Origin of the sequence: uncultured Sphaerochaeta sp., from assembly GCF_963676625.2 — a bacterium.
In the GTDB taxonomy this organism is placed as follows: domain Bacteria; phylum Spirochaetota; class Spirochaetia; order Sphaerochaetales; family Sphaerochaetaceae; genus Sphaerochaeta.
In genome coordinates, this window is sequence record NZ_CAXXYB010000001.1 from 242,538 (window position 1) to 260,364 (window position 17,827).

General features: G+C 43.5%; 17 protein-coding genes. 6 read left to right on the top strand and 11 right to left on the bottom strand.

What is annotated here, in order from left to right; all coding sequences use genetic code 11:
- Nucleotides 1–14 precede the first annotated feature (14 nt).
- From ACHZBG_RS01080 to ACHZBG_RS01095, 4 genes are all read right to left on the bottom strand, one after another.
- A complete protein-coding gene (locus tag ACHZBG_RS01080) occupies nucleotides 15–827 on the bottom strand; it encodes a carbohydrate ABC transporter permease (RefSeq protein WP_320127587.1) in 813 nt (270 codons plus the stop codon).
- Complete coding sequence (locus tag ACHZBG_RS01085) at nucleotides 824–1,225, bottom strand: sugar ABC transporter permease (RefSeq protein ID WP_320127588.1); 402 nt, start codon at nucleotides 1,223–1,225, stop codon at nucleotides 824–826. Before ACHZBG_RS01085 ends, ACHZBG_RS01080 begins: the two co-directional genes overlap by 4 nt.
- A complete protein-coding gene (locus tag ACHZBG_RS01090) occupies nucleotides 1,146–1,703 on the bottom strand; it encodes a sugar ABC transporter permease (RefSeq protein ID WP_320127589.1) in 558 nt (185 codons plus the stop codon). The genes ACHZBG_RS01085 and ACHZBG_RS01090 overlap by 80 nt, the downstream gene beginning before the upstream one ends.
- Before the next feature lie 100 nt (nucleotides 1,704–1,803).
- Nucleotides 1,804–3,102 (bottom strand): ABC transporter substrate-binding protein, encoded by a 1,299-nt coding sequence (locus ACHZBG_RS01095; RefSeq protein WP_320127590.1) that lies wholly within the window; start codon nucleotides 3,100–3,102, stop codon nucleotides 1,804–1,806.
- A 175-nt stretch (nucleotides 3,103–3,277) separates the two neighbouring features.
- Here ACHZBG_RS01095 and ACHZBG_RS01100 point away from each other — a divergent pair, with 175 nt between their 5' ends.
- Together ACHZBG_RS01100 and ACHZBG_RS01105 are read left to right on the top strand one after the other, a co-directional pair.
- Nucleotides 3,278–4,582, top strand: coding sequence for an ATP-binding protein (locus tag ACHZBG_RS01100; protein ID WP_320127591.1), 1,305 nt, complete (start codon nucleotides 3,278–3,280; stop codon nucleotides 4,580–4,582).
- Complete coding sequence (locus tag ACHZBG_RS01105) at nucleotides 4,557–5,216, top strand: response regulator transcription factor (protein WP_320127592.1); 660 nt, start codon at nucleotides 4,557–4,559, stop codon at nucleotides 5,214–5,216. Before ACHZBG_RS01100 ends, ACHZBG_RS01105 begins: the two co-directional genes overlap by 26 nt.
- Before the next feature lie 85 nt (nucleotides 5,217–5,301).
- Here ACHZBG_RS01105 and ACHZBG_RS01110 read toward each other — a convergent pair whose 3' ends face one another.
- Nucleotides 5,302–5,847 (bottom strand): glutathione peroxidase, encoded by a 546-nt coding sequence (locus tag ACHZBG_RS01110; RefSeq protein WP_320127593.1) that lies wholly within the window; start codon nucleotides 5,845–5,847, stop codon nucleotides 5,302–5,304.
- Between the two features lie 189 nt (nucleotides 5,848–6,036).
- The gene (locus tag ACHZBG_RS01115; RefSeq protein WP_320127594.1) at nucleotides 6,037–6,948 is read right to left on the bottom strand and encodes an MBL fold metallo-hydrolase; all 912 of its coding nucleotides are present in this window, start codon (nucleotides 6,946–6,948) and stop codon (nucleotides 6,037–6,039) included.
- A 264-nt stretch (nucleotides 6,949–7,212) separates the two neighbouring features.
- On the opposite strand from ACHZBG_RS01115, the gene ACHZBG_RS01120 reads away from it, so the two are divergent.
- On the top strand, nucleotides 7,213–7,767 hold the full coding sequence (locus ACHZBG_RS01120) for a hypothetical protein (protein ID WP_320127595.1): 555 nt from the start codon (nucleotides 7,213–7,215) through the stop codon (nucleotides 7,765–7,767).
- Between the two features lie 165 nt (nucleotides 7,768–7,932).
- Here ACHZBG_RS01120 and ACHZBG_RS01125 read toward each other — a convergent pair whose 3' ends face one another.
- The 3 genes from ACHZBG_RS01125 to ACHZBG_RS01135 all read right to left on the bottom strand — a co-directional run bounded on the left by ACHZBG_RS01125 (nucleotide 7,933) and on the right by ACHZBG_RS01135 (nucleotide 11,060).
- A complete protein-coding gene (locus tag ACHZBG_RS01125; protein ID WP_320127596.1) occupies nucleotides 7,933–9,177 on the bottom strand; it encodes a diaminopropionate ammonia-lyase in 1,245 nt (414 codons plus the stop codon).
- A 232-nt stretch (nucleotides 9,178–9,409) separates the two neighbouring features.
- Nucleotides 9,410–9,958 (bottom strand): hypothetical protein, encoded by a 549-nt coding sequence (locus ACHZBG_RS01130; protein ID WP_320127597.1) that lies wholly within the window; start codon nucleotides 9,956–9,958, stop codon nucleotides 9,410–9,412.
- Between the two features lie 40 nt (nucleotides 9,959–9,998).
- Entirely contained in the window at nucleotides 9,999–11,060 is a 1,062-nt protein-coding gene (locus ACHZBG_RS01135) for an FAD:protein FMN transferase (protein WP_320127598.1), read from the bottom strand.
- A gap of 160 nt (nucleotides 11,061–11,220) precedes the next feature.
- Between ACHZBG_RS01135 and ACHZBG_RS01140 the strand changes: the two genes are divergently transcribed.
- The 3 genes from ACHZBG_RS01140 to ACHZBG_RS01150 are packed head-to-tail and all read left to right on the top strand — an operon-like array spanning nucleotide 11,221 to nucleotide 15,243.
- Entirely contained in the window at nucleotides 11,221–11,760 is a 540-nt protein-coding gene (locus ACHZBG_RS01140) for a Chromate resistance protein ChrB (protein WP_394699300.1), read from the top strand.
- A gap of 2 nt (nucleotides 11,761–11,762) precedes the next feature.
- Nucleotides 11,763–13,508: an ABC transporter ATP-binding protein gene (locus ACHZBG_RS01145; protein ID WP_320127600.1), complete on the top strand. Its 1,746-nt coding sequence runs from the start codon at nucleotides 11,763–11,765 to the stop codon at nucleotides 13,506–13,508.
- Nucleotides 13,498–15,243, top strand: a complete 1,746-nt coding sequence (locus ACHZBG_RS01150; RefSeq protein WP_320127601.1) for an ABC transporter ATP-binding protein — start codon at nucleotides 13,498–13,500, stop codon at nucleotides 15,241–15,243. Before ACHZBG_RS01145 ends, ACHZBG_RS01150 begins: the two co-directional genes overlap by 11 nt.
- Nucleotides 15,244–15,300: 57 nt before the next feature.
- Here the strand turns inward: ACHZBG_RS01150 and ACHZBG_RS01155 are convergent, their stop codons facing one another.
- A complete protein-coding gene (locus tag ACHZBG_RS01155; RefSeq protein WP_320127602.1) occupies nucleotides 15,301–16,242 on the bottom strand; it encodes a helix-turn-helix domain-containing protein in 942 nt (313 codons plus the stop codon).
- 35 nt (nucleotides 16,243–16,277) lie between these two features.
- Nucleotides 16,278–17,807 carry an alpha-N-arabinofuranosidase gene (locus tag ACHZBG_RS01160; protein ID WP_320127603.1) on the bottom strand — a complete coding sequence of 510 codons (1,530 nt, stop codon included), beginning with the start codon at nucleotides 17,805–17,807 and terminating at the stop codon, nucleotides 16,278–16,280.
- Nucleotides 17,808–17,827 lie beyond the last annotated feature (20 nt).

Sequence of the window (17,827 nt, forward strand, 5' to 3'; positions counted from 1 at the left end):
ATGTACCATCTCCATTACTTGACTGAACCAAGGACACCTTCGACAAATCGTTTCTGCTGGGAAAAGAAGAGAATCATCGTTGGAAGCGTCGTCACGGTTACCGAGAGCATCAGTATACCATAATCTGTCGTATAACCGGCCATCAGTCCTGTTATAAGAAGAGGCATGGTCTGGCTACCCTGGCTTTGCATTATGATAAGTGGCCAGAGATAGTTGTTCCAGGCTGCCATAAAGGTAACAATGGCGGCCGCGGCAAAGGTGGGCGACATGATAGGCACATAAATCCGAAAGAAAATTCCAAATTCTCCTAGACCATCTACCCGAGCTGCCTGAATGGTCTCTATGGGAAAGGACTGTGAACTTTGCCTAAAAAAGAAAATCAGAAAGGCAGTTGATATAGTAGGAAGGATGAAGCCCATGGTGGAATCCAAAAGTTTTGCTTGGCTGAACATACGAAACAAAGGAACCATGATGGCTGCAAAAGGTACCATCATCGAGAGCAGCAGAAGACTCATCAAGGTATCTTTCCCCTTGTCCCGAAAAACCTGGAAGCCATACCCGGCAAGAGAGCAAACCAGAAGACTGGCAACAGTTCCCAATATGGAATTTCTCATGGAATTCCAAAATGCATTGCCAAGATGGACAGTACCAATAAGCTTTTTCCAGTTGTCAATCAAGTGGAGGCCCGGGACCATCCGGCCCTGTATTACCTCAACACTCAAGTTCGTTGCAGAAACAAGCATGAAATAAAAAGGAAAGACTGAAAATAGACAGATGATGCACAAGAAGATATATTTTGGGATGGCAGCTTTCTTTTGTCGTTTCATTTCTTGCCCCCTATTTTTATTTGCGCAAAGGAAAGAATGGCAACCAGAATCAATATTGCGTAGGAAACAGCCGCTGCATATCCAAATTGCGGATTATACATAAAGGACAAGTTATATATATATTGGGACATGGTAAGGGTAGAAATACCCGGACCACCATTGGTAATGTTCTTTACTTCGTCAAATAGTTGCAAGGTACCATTTGTTGACATGATTGCGGTAAGAAGGATGACTGGTTTAAGCAAGGGCATGGTTATATGAAAGAACTGGGTTGAAGAAGAAGCTCCGTCAATTTTTGCCGCTTCGTAGATCGTTCGGTCAATATTTTGCAAACCTGCAAGGTAAAAGACGGTGTTGTATCCTGTCCATCGCCAGGTGATAGTCAAGATAATTGACAAATTTTGCCCAAAAAGGATCAGTCAACCAGCTTTTTGGTTCTGAAAGAATGTGCATGTTCATCAAGAATATATTGGCTATTCCATCGATGGAAAAAAAGGATTTGAAAATCAGGGCTGAGGAAACCAAGGAAGTTGCACACGGTAAAAATATCATCGTACGAAAAATGCCCTTCCCTTTCAGATGAGGATCATTGAGGATCGAAGAAAGAATAAGGGCCAGGAATAACATGACAGGAACCTGGATAACCAGATACGTCATTACATTTCCTACCGAAGTAAGAAACATTTCATCCTGGAAAAGCCTTCCATAGTTTTTCAATCCGGCAAATTTGAGATTATTGCCCCTTCCTGATTGCAAGGAGAGCATAAAGGCATTGATCATCGGATAGAAATTGAGAATAAAAATGAATAGTGCTGCGGGAATGACAAACAACCATCCATACAGATTGATTTTCTTTGACAGTGTGTTCTTTTCCATGAAATCCTTTCCTTATGGCGAACATGTTGACAATACAAAAGCAAGTAAATATTTCCGGTACCGCAAAAAATGCAATACCGGAATCCACCATCGGAAAAATCTATTCGCTCATTTGGAACTCAACGTTCTTCTGGGCAGTTGCCAAGGCCGAGTCCATATCCGCACCCTTGAGGATATCGGAAAGTGCACGGGCGATTGCATCCCTTGCCTCATAGTTGTAGATACCATATTTCACATTGGGCACCTTTCCTGAATAACCAACTAGATCGGCATATATTTTCTGACCACCAAAGAAGGGGATAGGCTTATCATAAGCGAGAGCCTTCGCGGCAGGAAGCCAGGTAGCAATCGCACCTGAAGAAGGAAGAATCGTATCATAGAGTTCCACGCTTCCTCCGAACGTCTTTGAAAGGAAATCAATTGCAACATCCTGATGCTTGGAATTGGCCATGACTATCCAACTTGATCCCCCTTGGCTACTATAATTGACTGAAGAGGAAATTGACCCGAACCTAGGAGTATTTATGACTGCCCATTTTCCACTCTGGCTCTTTTCGGCCGAAATGGAGCCGACAATCCAACAACCATTGATGGTAGCGGCAACAGAACCATTGTTCAATGTGGCAATATAGGCATTCCAGTCAGTAACCAAAACACATACCCCTGACTCCACCATTTCCTTGAATACCTTCAAACACTCCTTGAGTACGGCATTGTCCTTGATGTATGCCTTACCATTCTCGTCAAACATCCAGACACCGCAACTTTGCAGCATGATCATGATGAAATCGGGTTCATTGGCAACGGTCGAAACCAAAGGCAATCCAGTTTTTTGCTTGACTATCTTTCCGAGTTCAATGAACCTCTCCCAGGTAATATCATTGAAATCTGAAGCCTTCAGCCCTGCTTCTTTCAGTATGTCGGTACGAATGAAGGTACCTGTTGCCCCATTATCGAAAGGTACTGCATAATGCTTGCCATTTACGGTACTGACATCTACCTTGAATTGTGCAAATTGGCTTAAGTCAATCTTTCCGTTCAAAGCCACATAGGCATCAGGATAATTCACGACATTTTTCTGGATTGCATTATCCTGCATCAAAATGATATCCGGAAGATTATCTGTTGAATTTGCAGAAAGGGAAGTAATCAATTTCTGTTGCAAATCTGCCCAGGGAGTCTCCACTACTTTCACTGATACATTGGAATGGTCGGCCCCATAGATTTTTGCAGCTTCATTCATCGCAAAAATATTGAAGGTAGGATCCCAGCACCAGACCGAAAGGGTCACCGGTGCATTTGGGTCAACAGGAGCAGCTTGTTCAGTTTTACCATTTGCAAACAGCATACTCGAGACAAGTACCATCAAGACCAAAGTAACACGTATGGTTTTTCTCATACCATTTCCTCCTTGTGTTCTAAATAAAATATGCAATGTATTTGCCATATATTTCAAATCATAAGAGTGTTTTTCCGTGCCCGACAGTTACAGAAATACCGGTAAACCCCTTTTTTCCACATTCCCAAGTACATTTGTACCAGACAATTAATCAAACCATGATATACTTTCGTCCATGAGGAAAATTGAACAAGATAATCAGGGATATCAGACAACCTATCAAAAAACAATAGCCTGTATTGTATCTTTGTTTCTCCTAATTGCACTTACCTTGTTTATTTTAAAATATGGCATCAGTTCAAGGACAGCCCAACAGACTCCCGAATTTTATCGTACTTTTTTTGTTTTTTTCTTCATTGCGACCTTTTGCATCGTGTCCCTTGTATATACGACAAGGCTTATCAGCATAATCTTGCTGAGTCTACTCCTGCTTATGTTCCTGTTGGTCCTTGATTATTCCTTGAATGATTATCTAACTATCCGGTTATGGCTTTATCTGGCATTCCAGGTAGCCTGGACCAATCATTTCGAATGGCCTGCAAGCCTTGCGGGAGCTCTCAGTTTCACACTGGCTGGTACTTTGTTGCAAAAGGTCCCGCAGTTTCTGGGCGAAAATTCCATCTCCCAGGGACTTCTTCCCATCACACTTTCCCAGCAAATCGGTTTTTTCTTTATCTTGGGTATCGCAGGAATCGCCCAAGCCTATATCCGAAAATTGTTTGACAACTGGACAAAAGCCCTTTTGCAAATACAGGTTCTCAATACGACCATCACCAAACTGACAGTCTTCAGCCAGAGCCTTCAAAGCTATGCCAGGACGGTTGAACTTCAGGCAACTAAAAAAGAACGTTTCAGGATATCCAGGGAAATCCATGACATCTCCGGATATATGTTCACCAATATCATTGCCCTGATGGATGCAATTATCAGTACTGGTTGCAAATCCAGTGAACAAACCAGTGAAATGTGTTTTGCCACCCGTAACCAAGCCCAGGAAGGATTGGTGGAAACGAGAAAAGCCCTTCACCTTCTGAGAAATACCGAAGATGAAGAAAATCAGGGGATGAAAGCGATTTTCAAGATCAAGACAGTCTTTGAAAAAACAACAGGGGTAGTCGTTGATATTGAAACGGGAAACCTACCGGCTTGCTTTGGAGATGAAGTGGATCTCATTCTGTGCCGCGTAGTGCAAGAAGGACTTACCAATGCCCTGCGACACGGGCATGCAAGTCATGTACGCATTCTTTTTTGGATAAAAGAACAAAGAGTCCAGGTAATCGTCATAGATAACGGCAGTGGTGCAAAGAAAATAATCAAGGGAATCGGACTTGCAGGAATGGAAGAAAGAATCAGCAAGATGCAAGGAACCGTTAAAGCTATAAATGCACCGGAAGGAGGGTTTCAGCTGACTGTTACCATTCCGCTTGAACAAACAACACAAGGAGAATATTCAGATGATCAGGATATTGCTAGTCGATGACCAGCCTTTATTCGTGCAAAGCCTTAAGATGTCCATTGAAAGCTATGTCGAGGATATTCGTATCGTCGGAATAGCGAAAACAGGGCTTGCTTCAATTGATATGGCAGAGCAATATGAACCGGATGTAATTCTTATGGATGTACATCTTCCCGACATCAATGGAGTCGAGGCAACCAGAAGAATCCTTGAGAAGCATAAGAAAATCAAGATTATCATGCTCTCGACATATGATGAGGATGAGTATGTGAGAAAAGCCTTGCGAATAGGGTCTGCCGGGTACCTGCTCAAGGACATTTCCCCTACGGAACTGATTGCCGCCATTAGGGCTCTGCAATCGGGTCTGGTCCAGATTTCCCCGAAGATAGCTGCAAAGCTCATCAATACCATGTACAACGGAACCAGTCCCAAGGCTCCCGATGCCACGAACAGATTCGAATGGTTTGAAACCCTGACTTGCAGGGAAAAAGAGATATTCGGGCTCATAGCAACTGGCTATGATAACCAGCAAATTGCCGAAAAACTTTCTTTGGCAGAACAAACGGTGCGAAACAATATCAGTTTGATTTATGCGAAACTTGAAGTAAAAGATAGATTTGAGATCATACGCTTGGCTAATATGATCGAATATCATTAGGTTGACGTATAAGAAAAAGGCCCTCTACAGGAACTGTTGTCAGTTCACCAGGAGGGCCTTCAAAATCAGAACCAAGGCTGATTGTTTACAGCAAGGCTTCGATTTGCTTGGAGATGTCATCAAGATTATGGGTCGGCTCGAAACGAGTGACTACATTCCCTTTTCTATCAACGAGAAATTTAGTGAAATTCCATTTGATGGAAGGGTCTTTTGCATAATCAGGATCTTCCTTGCTTAGGATATCCACAAGAATCGGTCCAATCTTATGGGTAAGGTCGAAACCGGCAAATCCTTTCTGGCCTTTCAAATACTTATATAGGGGATGGGCGTTTTCGCCATTCACCTCAAGCTTCCCGAACTGAGGGAACTTGGTACCATAATTCAACTGGCAGAATTTATGAATCTCTTCATTGCTTTCTGGAGCCTGCTCCTTGAACTGGTTACAGGGAAAATCGAGGATTTCCAATCCCTTTTCGGAGTATTTCTCATACATCTTTTCAAGCTCCTCATACTGAGGGGTGAATCCACAACGGGTAGCAGTATTTACAATAAGCAAAACTTTTCCCTTGAACGATGAAAGTTCAACATCCTTTCCTACCCTGTCCTTCACTTGAAAATCATATACATTCATAAAAAACTCCTTGTTATATTGCTCGCTATTAAATCAATCACAATCTATAATTCAACAATACAACTCCTTTCCCGAGTTGTCAAGGAACCTCAGCAAAATATCCAAGGAATTCCTTTGGAACCTAAAAACTCAAAACCAAGTTTTGCTTCCAGACCTACTGCTTTCACACCGAATTTAGCTTAAAGAAGATCAGTTCATCCAACTATCTTTTTCATCGGTGACCTGGCAATGCCTGGCATTGTCCAGAACTACCTTTACATTCCCGTCATTGAGCGTAAGATGATAATCAGATCCTTGCCTCGTATAGTTTTCATACACGGCCTTGCTGGCAAAGATATCATGCATGGCAACCACCACCGTTGCCCGTATGGTCTTGCTCCATTGCAAGGTATTCGAGGTCAACTCCCCATGATGATTTGCCTTTGCTACATCCGATTGCAGTAAATTACCATATCTTGCTACCAATTTCCTCTCTCTGGAAGCATACAAATCTCCTGAAAACCAAACAGAGGATTCACCATAGGTAAACTTAAGGGCAAGAGAGTTGTTGTTTACGAACTGCGTACAATTTTTGGGATAATTCCAGGGATAGATGATTCTTGCAGGAGGATTGAAAACCTTTACGGAAATTGCATCCCCAAACTGGAAAGAATCACCCTCAGATAGGATTTCCACCGGAATTTTCTTGTTTTTTACCGCTGCAAGGAAGGTAGCGTTCGTACTTGAAGGATATTTCAGGGCTGAACGATAAACCTTTCCGATTTCGAAATTATCGGCAACTTCAGAAAATCCCCCGATATGGTCAATATGCGGATGGGAGGCTACAAAGTAATCAATTTTCTGTATCCCCAAGGCTTTCAAGGCCGCTACTACCTGTTTTCCACTCTCAGGATGACCGCTATCAAGTAAAAGGACCTTATTATCCGGTGAAATAAGGATTGTTGCATCCCCACTTTTATCCTTCGCTCCCGCGCTCACGTCCAAATCAAGAAAAAACAAGTTGAGCTTCCCTTTTTCCTGGGTAAAGATGGTATTGGTGGCACCGAAAGCCAAACAAGGAATCAATAAAAGGAGAACAAAAGCCCTACATGATTTATGCATACTATTTTTTTTCCTTCAAGGCTTTTTAAGACACTTGTCGATTTGTTATTTTACTACATGATTCGTAGTGAAAACAAAAAACTATCAATGAATTTTTTTACATTATCTCATCAGTACATCCAATTTTTTATTACCCAATTATTAAATTTTGTTACTATTTATTACATAATACGTTTGTCTGTTTAGAAAGGAAGAATAGATAAACGAAAGTTTTTCTTGTTTTCTTTCTCGTCCCCATGAATTCGAAAAAAGGATGGAATTATAATGAAAAAAATGATCTTATCGCTGACAATTCTTATGCTAGTGGCGTTTCTTGGAATGGGAAATCTGACGGCCCGTGAAAATACCTTGGCAGCAGGAGTCCAAGTAGGTTTTGCCGCCACGGGAGTCGTCATTGACATCCAAAAGGGTTCCTTGGGAATGAGCGCTGGCCTGAACTATCCTATCGGTTATACCTATATTGCATCTTTGAGCGAGGCAGATCCTGAAGATCAAATTGCAAATGTTGCAACCATAACTGCAGATATTACTACGGCCTTTGACCTAAGTGATTCCTTTTCCCTGAAACTAGGAATCAGCACGATAGCACTCACAAACTTTGGACCTGTCTTCGGAGGAATCGCAGGCCCCTGTCTGAAAGGTGAATACTGGATCCCGAATAAAAATACCGGATTATTTGTAAACCTAAATGTCCCGATTATGCTATATGGCGTAGCAGTAAATGAATTCAGTGATATGGATACAATGGTAGCCTTCAATCCTTGGTTACCACTGCTAGGACTCTTTACCACTACTTTCGGGGTTCTGTACGCATTCTAGGAATTATTCCTAGGTGCAAAAGGCAGAAAACCAACAACAGTTATCTGTCTTTATTTACTTTGTGATGGACTCCCCTAGGTAAACCGTAAAGGGAGAGTTTTCAAATAAAAAAAGTCAAAACGAGAGGCTAATTCGTTTTGACTTTTTTATTGCTATCTTTATCAATTACCTATTGATCCAATATTCCTTGGGTACAGGATTTGCTCCTTCCCAGATGACCTGCCTGAAATGCACAGGATCAGTATTCCCTTCGGTATTGATGAAGAGAACCTGACTGTCACCATCGAGACCCAAGGCAGTGCAAAGTTCAGCTAGCTGAGGTTCTTGCATAATGGAGGCAAAGGCTCCCAGAGTTACGGCCCCGCTCTCTCCACTGATGATAAACGGATCTCCCTTGAGGGGTGTTGCATACATTCTCATGCCTTTTGCAGCAATATAGTCAGGAACCTTCACAAAGACATCTACATCTTCCTTGAGGATTTCCCAGGCAATCGGGCTTGGTTCACCACAAGCAAGGCCTGCCATAATGGTATCAAGAGATCCTGTTATCGTATGAGGTTTGCCGTCATTTATCCTGGCACTCTCGAAAAGGCAAGGAGCCTTATCAGGTTCTATGACAACACACTTGGGGGCCTCTTGTCCGAACAAGGCATGATAGAATCCAACTACGGAAGCAGCAAGTGCACCAACTCCTGCCTGTATGAAAACATGGGTGGGTTTCACAATTCCTTGTCCACTGAACTGTTCCTGCGCCTCAACCAGCATCGTCAGATACCCTTGCATGATCCATGTGGGGATTTTTGTATAATTATCCCAACTGGTATCACTGATAATCGTCCAACCATTCGTTTCGGCATCCAGGGCAATCTGCCGAACCGCATCATCATAATTCCCATCAATCACGACTACTTTCGCGCCATTGCTGCGAATGGCGTCGATCCTGCGTGAAGAAGTCTCTGAGTGTACATAAATAACACACTTGAACCCCAGTCTTTGTGCAGCCCAGGCTATACCTCGCCCATGATTTCCATCTGTTGCGCTCGCAAAGGTAATCTGGCCAACCTTGTCCTTGACCTCTTGGGAAGCAAGATAGGCAAAAGGTGTATCCTGCCCAAGGATTCCCAGTTTATCTTGCAAGAACCTGTACAAGGCAAAAGAACCACCAAGGACCTTGAAACTATTCAATTCAAGTCTGCTTGATTCATCCTTGGTCCAGATTCCCCCCACCCCAAACATAGTTGCCAAATGAGGAAGTCCCTGAAGGGGGCTCATTTTATACCCTGGTATCTGGCTATGGAATTTTTGGGCTGTCCGGGCATTTTTCATTGAAAAGAGATTCGAGGCCAGTTCAACATTCTTTACATCGTGATTTCGAATAATCCATGAAATATCTTGTTTAGTATCAATCATCTTGTTCTCCATATAAATTGCTTTTTAGCCTATTTATTTATATATTTTCTACTCATTTCATAAATATTTCAAGTGTTAATTACCGATATAATTAATATTAATAGTTTTATTCATTATTTCCATTTATCGTGGAAGGAAAATGTCACCCAGAAATTGCATATAAAACACAAGGAAAAAGGATAATAAAAAATCCCCGGAGACAAACCAGGGATTTTGACACTATAAAGCGGAATCAGAATCGATAACGTATCCCTATCTGGGCAACGAAACCAACATCAAACTGAGAAAAGAATGAAGTATTGGACCGTTCCCACAAAAGGTCATAACCAAACTCGATAGGCATCGAGAAATGGTCCAGGAATAGAACCTCCACCCCGACTCCACCGCCCAAGGCAAGGTTTGGCTCAAAAGTCCCCCAATCATTCGCGTCGGCTAGGGATGCATAATGGCTTATGGCTCCAAACAGATATAACTGCCCCAGCAACCAGTCAGAATAAGAATTGCTATAGACAGTATGTTGGTATTCCAGGCCAATCATATACTCAAGAAAGGTCTCATAGGATGAAGGATTCCCATTGAGAGAAAACCACACTGTCGTCTGAAGGGCATCCAAATCAGAAAAGCGGTCTTGATAACTCAAACCATAACCGGAAAGCTCTCCTATCTGGACTCCGATACTTCTCTGGGGGAAGGCCTTTATGGGATCTTCACCTGCAGCCGATACAATACCCAGAATACAAGATAACAAGCAGAAGGTCATGACAGTTTTTTTCATTTTCATGGCTGAAAGAATATCATACCCTATGATAATCACTCAAGCCTCACTCGGAGGAAAGAGAGTAATCTGTATTGGTAATGGTATAGGGAATCTTGCCTTCCTTGAGTCCTTGGGAAAAAAGGATTTGCTTCTCCTTGGTAAAGAATACTGCCTCGACACCAGGAAGCGAATTAACCAATGCCATGCCCTTCTCGTAACCGAGGGCAAAAACCGAAGTGGAAAGAGCATCTGCCAAGAAGGACTTTTCAGTTATGATACTTACACTGGTAAAATCAGAATCCACGGGATATCCAGTCTTCGTATCCAGGATATGGTGATAGATCTTCCCATCCACATCCTTGAAAAATCGTTCATAGGGACCTGAGGTAACCAAGGATTGGTCAACCAGGGAAAGAATCATGACATAGCCACCTCTCTCCAAGTCTGGATCCTGGATTCCAATTTTCCAGGGACTTCCATCAGGTTTCTTTCCTACCGTCAGCACATTGCCCCCAAGATTTATAATTGCACTCTTGACTTTATAGAGGGCAAGGACCTTGGCAACTTCATCGGCTACATACCCCTTGGCTATTCCCCCAAGGTCAAGGACCATATGAGGAGCTTCCAATCCGATGGAGTGAGTTACAGGGTCCATTTTCACTCGTTCATAACCGATAAGAGGCAGGAGGGAATCAATTTCCGCTTGAGAAGGTTTTCGGGGATTATCGCCTCCGATATCCCAAGCTTGCACCAAGGGTCCGATAGTTGGGTCGAAGGCCCCACCACTCAATTTTGCAATCTTCAAGGCCTCTTCGACCACTGCATAGGTATCAGCGGAAACCTGTTGCATCCCTATTCCGGCCTTTGCATTGACAGCTTCCAATTCACTGGTTGCCTTGTGCAGGCTCATTTTTGCCTCGATATCCCTGATCTTGTCAAAACCAGCCTTGAAGGCTTCATCCGATGGATTATCATAGATAGTAATCTTACAGACAGTATCGAGAAGCAAGAAGGACTTCGATTGGGGATCGACACTCTTTTGGGTACAGGAAGAACCCAGCAAAAGAAAAGAGAGACCGATTAAAAATAAGACAGGTTTTATATAATGTGTTTTAGTATTTTTCATAGTGTTAAAAGTATGTCGTATTATGCGATTATATGATGGTTATTGCAACCAAGCAGGCACTGCCTTTTCCTTGACTTTCAAGTAGAAAACACCTATTCTGCAATCAATGAAAAATGTAACAAGTATTACAATTTTAACTTGAGGGTCCAGATTGAATACCATGCAATGGCTTATGATCAATTTTACGCTCCCCAAAGAACCTTCCCGGGTACGGGTAAGTGTTTGGAGAAAACTAAAGAAAAAAGGCTCGATCAATATAGGGCAATCCATGTGGATATTACCCATCAACGATGCCCATCTCATATTTTTCCAGGAAATAGCCCAGGAAATATCACAAAACCAAGGAACCGCCTACCTACTGAAATCAACTTTCCTCCCTGAATTCAATGACGTCGATGTGCAAGGACTCTTCAACTCGGCCAGGAATGAGGAATATAAGGAGTTCCTGGATAAAGGCAGGGACTTTTTCAAGGAAATCGAGAAGGAGACCAAGATCGAGAATTTTTCGTTCGGAGAGCTGGAGGAAAACGAAGAGGAGTACAAAAAACTTGTCGAGTGGCTTCAGAAAATAATGGATCGGGATTTCTTTTCCTCCTCGCTTCGATTTGAGTCCGAACAGAAATTGCAACAATGCAGGCTTCTATTGGAGGAATTCAGTACCAAGGTATATAGTTCATCAGAGAAAGAAGGGGCAATCTGAATATGGCATTGCAAGAAATAAAACCAATCAAAGAACCTGACAAGATAGTCAATTACTGGAAAAAGGAAAAATTTATTGTTGTCTGTATTGTCATTTTCGGACTGACTTTCAACATCTCCATAATTCTGGGACCTATCTACCAAGGAAAACTCATCGATGCAATTGTCAAAGGCAACAATTTGACAACCTTATTGCATCTGGCAGCAACCTTCATCCTTCTCATTGGAACCATCCAACTCCTTCGCTATTGCAAGCGCTTCTTTATTCGTCGATTTGCCAACAACACGAGTGCCACCATGCGCTTGATGGTCTATAACAACATCATGCACAAAAGCATGACGGAACTTGAAAAGGAAAATGCAGGGAATCTCATGACCAGGGCAATTTCCGATGTTGATCTGTGTGTCGAGGGCATGCGCAAGTTCACTACCGAAATCTTCGATACCGGGGTACTGATGACCGCATATCTGGTCTCCCTTTTTATCTATGATTCCAAGGTTACCTTCTATTCCTGTCTTTTCATTCCCGTTGCAATGGTCATAGCGGAGAAACTCAAGACCCTTATGTACAAATATTCCCTGGCCTACCGGCAAAAAAGCAGCGAAATTGCAAGCATCACCTATGATTCCATTGAAAATGTACTTATGTACCGGGCAAATGGGATGGAAGGTGCAAATTCTGAGCGATATACCTCTGAATTGGAAGATTTACGGCATAAGGCCATGAAGGCGAGTATTCTGGAAAACACCATGCAACCTATCTACAACTTCATCGCCATGCTCGGTGTCGTCACTGTTCTGTATTTAGGAGGAACAAAGGTTATAGAAGGAAGCTGGACATTGGGCATATTCGTGACATATATGTCCATGTTCGGAGCTTTGGCAGTAAAGGCCAGCAAAGCTGCCAAACTGTTCAATTCGGTCCAGAAATCCCAGATTTCCTGGAAACGGATAAAACCCTTCCTCGGTGAATACCGGACTAAGAAAGAACCGAAAGATAACCAAAAAGATGAAACGACCTTGGAAGTAGCAAACCTTGGATTCATCTACCCTACCGGGAAAACCCCTGTACTGGAAAATATTGGGTTCACGGCCAGAAGTGGGGAAATCATCGGAGTAACAGGGCCTGTGGCTTCAGGAAAATCAACCTTGGGTTTGGCACTGCTCGGGTTATATCCCTATCTTGGAAGCGTGCGTATTGACCGAAAGGAACTGAGAGACTACACGGAGGCGGAACGAAGCCAGATGATTTCCTACCTAGGGCACCAAAGCCAGCTGCTCTCCGATACCCTCTACAATAATATAACGATGGGCCTTGAAAAGGATATTTCCCAAGTTCTCCAGGATGTTTGCTTTGAGGAGGATCTTTCAACAATGAAAGAAGGGGCAAACACTCTGGTCGGCAGTAGCGGTATCAGGCTCAGTGGTGGACAGCAAGCCAGAATTGCCTTGGCAAGGGCACTATTGGACAAACGCAAGATCATCATACTGGACGACCCCTTCTCTGCAGTCGATATGAAAACAGAAGAAAGAATCATCAGAAATCTCAAACAAAGATACCAGGAGAGCATTATCATTATCATTTCTCATCGATTGGCAATGTTCAGTTCAGTAGACAGAATTATATTGATCAATGGCTGCAATCATACCGAATACGGAAACCACGAGGAGCTGATGGAACGTTCACCCTTCTATGCAACCATCTATCAGTTGCAAAACAAAGAGAGAGGCGAGAAGAATGAAGCCTAGCCTGGTCAAAAATGCCATCCTTGAAGTTTGCAGAACAAAAAAGGGATCCTGTCTGATACTTTTTTTTGCAGTGACAGGCACAGTCCTGGCAAGTCTGGCTCCTCCCCAAATATTGAAATTGGTGATCGACAAGAACCTTGTCCCCAAGGTTCCCCAAGGATTGCTTTCTCTATCCCTGTTCTATCTCGGCGCCTTATTCTGTATAGGTCTGTTCGATTTCATCAAGGAAGTAATTATCGCGATCCTCGGGCAGTCAATCATCAAGGAGATACGCTCAAAGATGATGGTAAAACTGCAAACCCTGCCAGCAAGGTATTTTTCGTTTCAGGACTCCGGGGTCATCGTTTCAAGATTTACCAATGATGTCGACTCGGTAAACGCCATGTTTTCAAGCGGGATAGTAGGCCTGGCCATCGATTGTTTCAAGATTGTAGGCATTGTGATTTCCATTTGGTTGTTCAGTAGCCGCCTTGGCCTCATCGTCCTATCTCTTTTACCGGTAATCTTTGTTATTTCCCGCCTATTCCAGAAAAGCATGCTCAAGGCTCAATTGGATAACCGTAGGGTCATCGGAATGGTAAACAACCATATTGCAGAGAGCATCAAGAACATGTTGATGATCAAATCCAATAGCAAGGAACGCTATATGGAAGACACCTATGTCAAATACCTCCAAAAGAATTTCAAGACCATCGACAAGGTCAATTTCTTCGATTCCATATTCCCTCCGATCATCCAGATGATCAGGGCTTTGGTTATAGCCCTGATCGTGGTTCTCTCTTCCAAGGAATTGAATTTTCTGGGTATCACACTGGGAATGGTGGCTGCCTCCATCGACTTGGTATCAAACCTCTTCGTCCCCATAGAAAACCTTGGCATGGAGCTCCAGAACATCCAGACTTCAATCTCAGGCATCCACCGTATCGACGAATTCTGCCGTGAAGAGGAAGACGATAGCAAGGACAGCAACCTTACCGCCAAATCAATCCTTCCACAAAGTAACAGCGCCAACCTGGTTTTCGATCATGTCAGTTTCCAGTATGACAAAGGTGTCGAAATACTAAAAGACATTTCCCTGAAGGTCGGGGAACAGGAGAAGGTAACGTTAGTCGGAAGAACAGGAGTCGGGAAATCAACCTTGTTCAAGCTGGTTCTTGGCTTGCTAAAACCAACTGCAGGGACAATTACCATCAACGGAGTAGACGTATATGCAATACCGAACAGCGAGAAACGCAAGATTTTCGGCTATGTCGACCAAGGGTTCCAGATTATTCCAGGTACTGTCGGGGAACAGATCAGTCTCAAGGATCCTGCCATTACAAAAAACCAAATCGAAAAGGCCCTTGAAATTGTTGATCTACAGAAATATGTAGAATCCCTGGACAAAGGAATCGACACCCTGGTCACAGACAATACTCTCTTCTCCCAAGGGCAAAAGCAGTTGCTGGCGATTGCGAGGGCAATCGTCATGGCCCCCCCGATCCTCCTGCTCGATGAGATAACGGCAAATCTTGACTCGGCAACCGAGGCCAAGCTGACCTCAGTGCTGCAGAAAACAAGCCAGGCTCATACAGTACTCTCCATTTCCCATCGACTTTCCTCGATGATCGACTGTGACACCATGGTTATCCTGGAAAAGGGAAAGATCAAAAACAGCGGCTCTCCCGAGAAACTCTTGAAAGAGGATGATTGGGTCAGAAGCCATAGGGAACTGGAAAGGTTTACCAGAGGTTAAGGGGCCTCTCCCTCAGTAAATTTCCCTATATTTTTAGGAGCCAAAAGAAAAAATGCCTTAATTTATTTCGTAGCCAAGGCGCAACACGATATTCTGGGGATAATCTCCAAAAAATTCACCGAAGAGGCTTACCCCACCGATATTGTTTGCATCTTCCTTGATTCCAATCTTCACACTGATGAAACAATCCTTATCTAGATGCAAATCTGAAATGGAAACCTTGGAAACTTGTTCATTATCCAGATACGTTCCGTTCCCATTGACATTCCAGTTTTTCAACAACCCATACTGGTTCAACGATTCAGGCCACCAAGAAGGGTTGCATTTCCCCTTTCTGCCTCCCAAATCACCGGGACTGGTCCAAGTTCCTATCTCCCTGTCATTGACCCATACGGTAATGTCACTGGGCCAATCGTTCCGATAGAACGGGGCTTCCGAGCAAGCTTCAAAGGAGAGATCAAAAAATTTGGGGGTTCCTAGGTTGAGAATAGTATTGGGAAAGCGATATTCAACAAAACCTTTATAAAACCACAACAGTTGGGCGTTTGTCCTATCAGGATAATAGAAACTGCAAGGCTGGTCAAAAGTTCCGATGGCACTCTTTTCACTGACCAGCCCACAAGTAGGATGAATTTCACAATTGACAAAGTTGCCTATTGGCATGCTCAGGACTACGGAATTATCCCGGGCACCCTGAATTACCGAAGAGTCCAAAAGAAGCTTAAGGACCACCCTGTCACAAACTCGGCTGCTTACTTTCATGGATCCACGGATACCTGGTTGCGATTCGGTGAACAATAGCCCAGCTTCTTCCAGAATCCTGACATTGAGGGCTGCCGTAGAGGTTGGGATTCCCAGTTGTTCGGCAATCTCATTGACACTCAGGCTTCGCTCGTTCAAAAGTTCCAAAATATTTATCCGAGCCTTGTTTGCAATTGCCTTGGCAATGACAAGCATCCTCTCTTTGTCCGTATAATCCAGAAAAATCTCTTTTAGCATCCGAAGACCCTCATTCAGATAATCCTACCACATCTTTATTCCCTGTTCAAACAAGTAGTTGTAAAACGGAACAGATTCCAGCTTGCAGGAAGAACCTTCCCTTTCCAAAGGTTTCCATCTGTACTGAACAAGGACTCCCCTTCCAAGACCTGTGGGTATACTTCATCCGGATGTTCCTTGTCATTGACAGCTTTTAGGTTGTCGTGGTTCAACACTATATGTTCCAGAACTTCAACATGTTCCCCGAATCCAGACAAATCGAGATTTACAGTCAGCGTTTCAAGGGGAGATCTATTCACCAGAAACAAATCCAACTCTCCATTTTCTGGATGGTAAACCATCAGGGGATCGGCATAAGGGACGGTTCCGTACTGTTTGCATTCATACGAATTTGAAGAAAAACGAAGATCAAGGATTTCTCCCCTTCCATACTTGGATGCGTAGTAGAATGGCCAATAGATAGTCTGCCTCCAGGCAGGTCCACCAGTCTCGGTCATAATTGGAGCTATGGTATTGACCAATTGGGCAAGACAAGCAACCTTTACCCTATCGCAATGGCGCATCAGGCTGTTAAGCAAGGTACCCACTACAAGAGCATCCTCAAAGGTATAGATATCTTCCAGCAACTGAGGCCCTATGATCCATTTGGGTTGCTGCCTGTCCTTCCCCTTGGAATGAAACCAGACATTCCATTCGTCAAAGGAAAGATATATAGTTTTCTTGGAACGTTTCTTGGCCTTGACGCAATCACAGACATGCACGACACCCTCAATAAACGCATCCATGCCAACTGAAGAAGCCAGAAAGGTCAAAAAATCATTTTCATCATTGCGGTAATAACAATGAAGGGACAGATAGTCGACCACTTCATAACTTTGTTCCAGGACTGTCTCCTCCCATTGGGGGAATGTGGGCATCTCGGCATTTGAACTTCCGCATACCACAAGTTCCAGCGTTGGGTCAAAAAGTTTGAGGGCCTTTCCCACTTCCGCTGCAAGGCTTCCATATTCCCCTGCACTCTTATGACCGACTTGCCAAGGACCGTCCATTTCGTTGCCGAGGCACCACATTTTTATATCGTAGGGGTCTTGGGAACCATGGGAACGACGCAAGTCACTCAAGGTGGAACCCTTTGGGAAATTACAATACTCAACAAGATTCCTGGCAGCCTCGATACCACGGGTTCCGAGATTGACTGCCATCATCGGTTCCGTACCAACTTTTTTGGTCCAGGAAATAAATTCCTTGATTCCAAACAAATTGGGATCGAGGGTACTCCAGGCCAAATCGAGTCGGACCGGTCTCTCATCAACCGGTCCCACAGAATCTTCCCAAGTATGATTTGATACATAATTCCCTCCTGGAAAGCGTACCAGGGGAACAGAGAGGGCCTTGACCAGATCCATCACATCCGTCCGAAATCCATCGGAATCGGCAAGTGGATGACCAGGTTCGTACACTCCTCCATAGACTGCCCGCCCCAGTTGTTCAACGAACGAACTGAACAAACGTGGATCCACCGTTCCTTTGCTGAAATTCTTGTTAGCTATAATCGAACATTCCACAATTGTACTCCTTTGTTCAT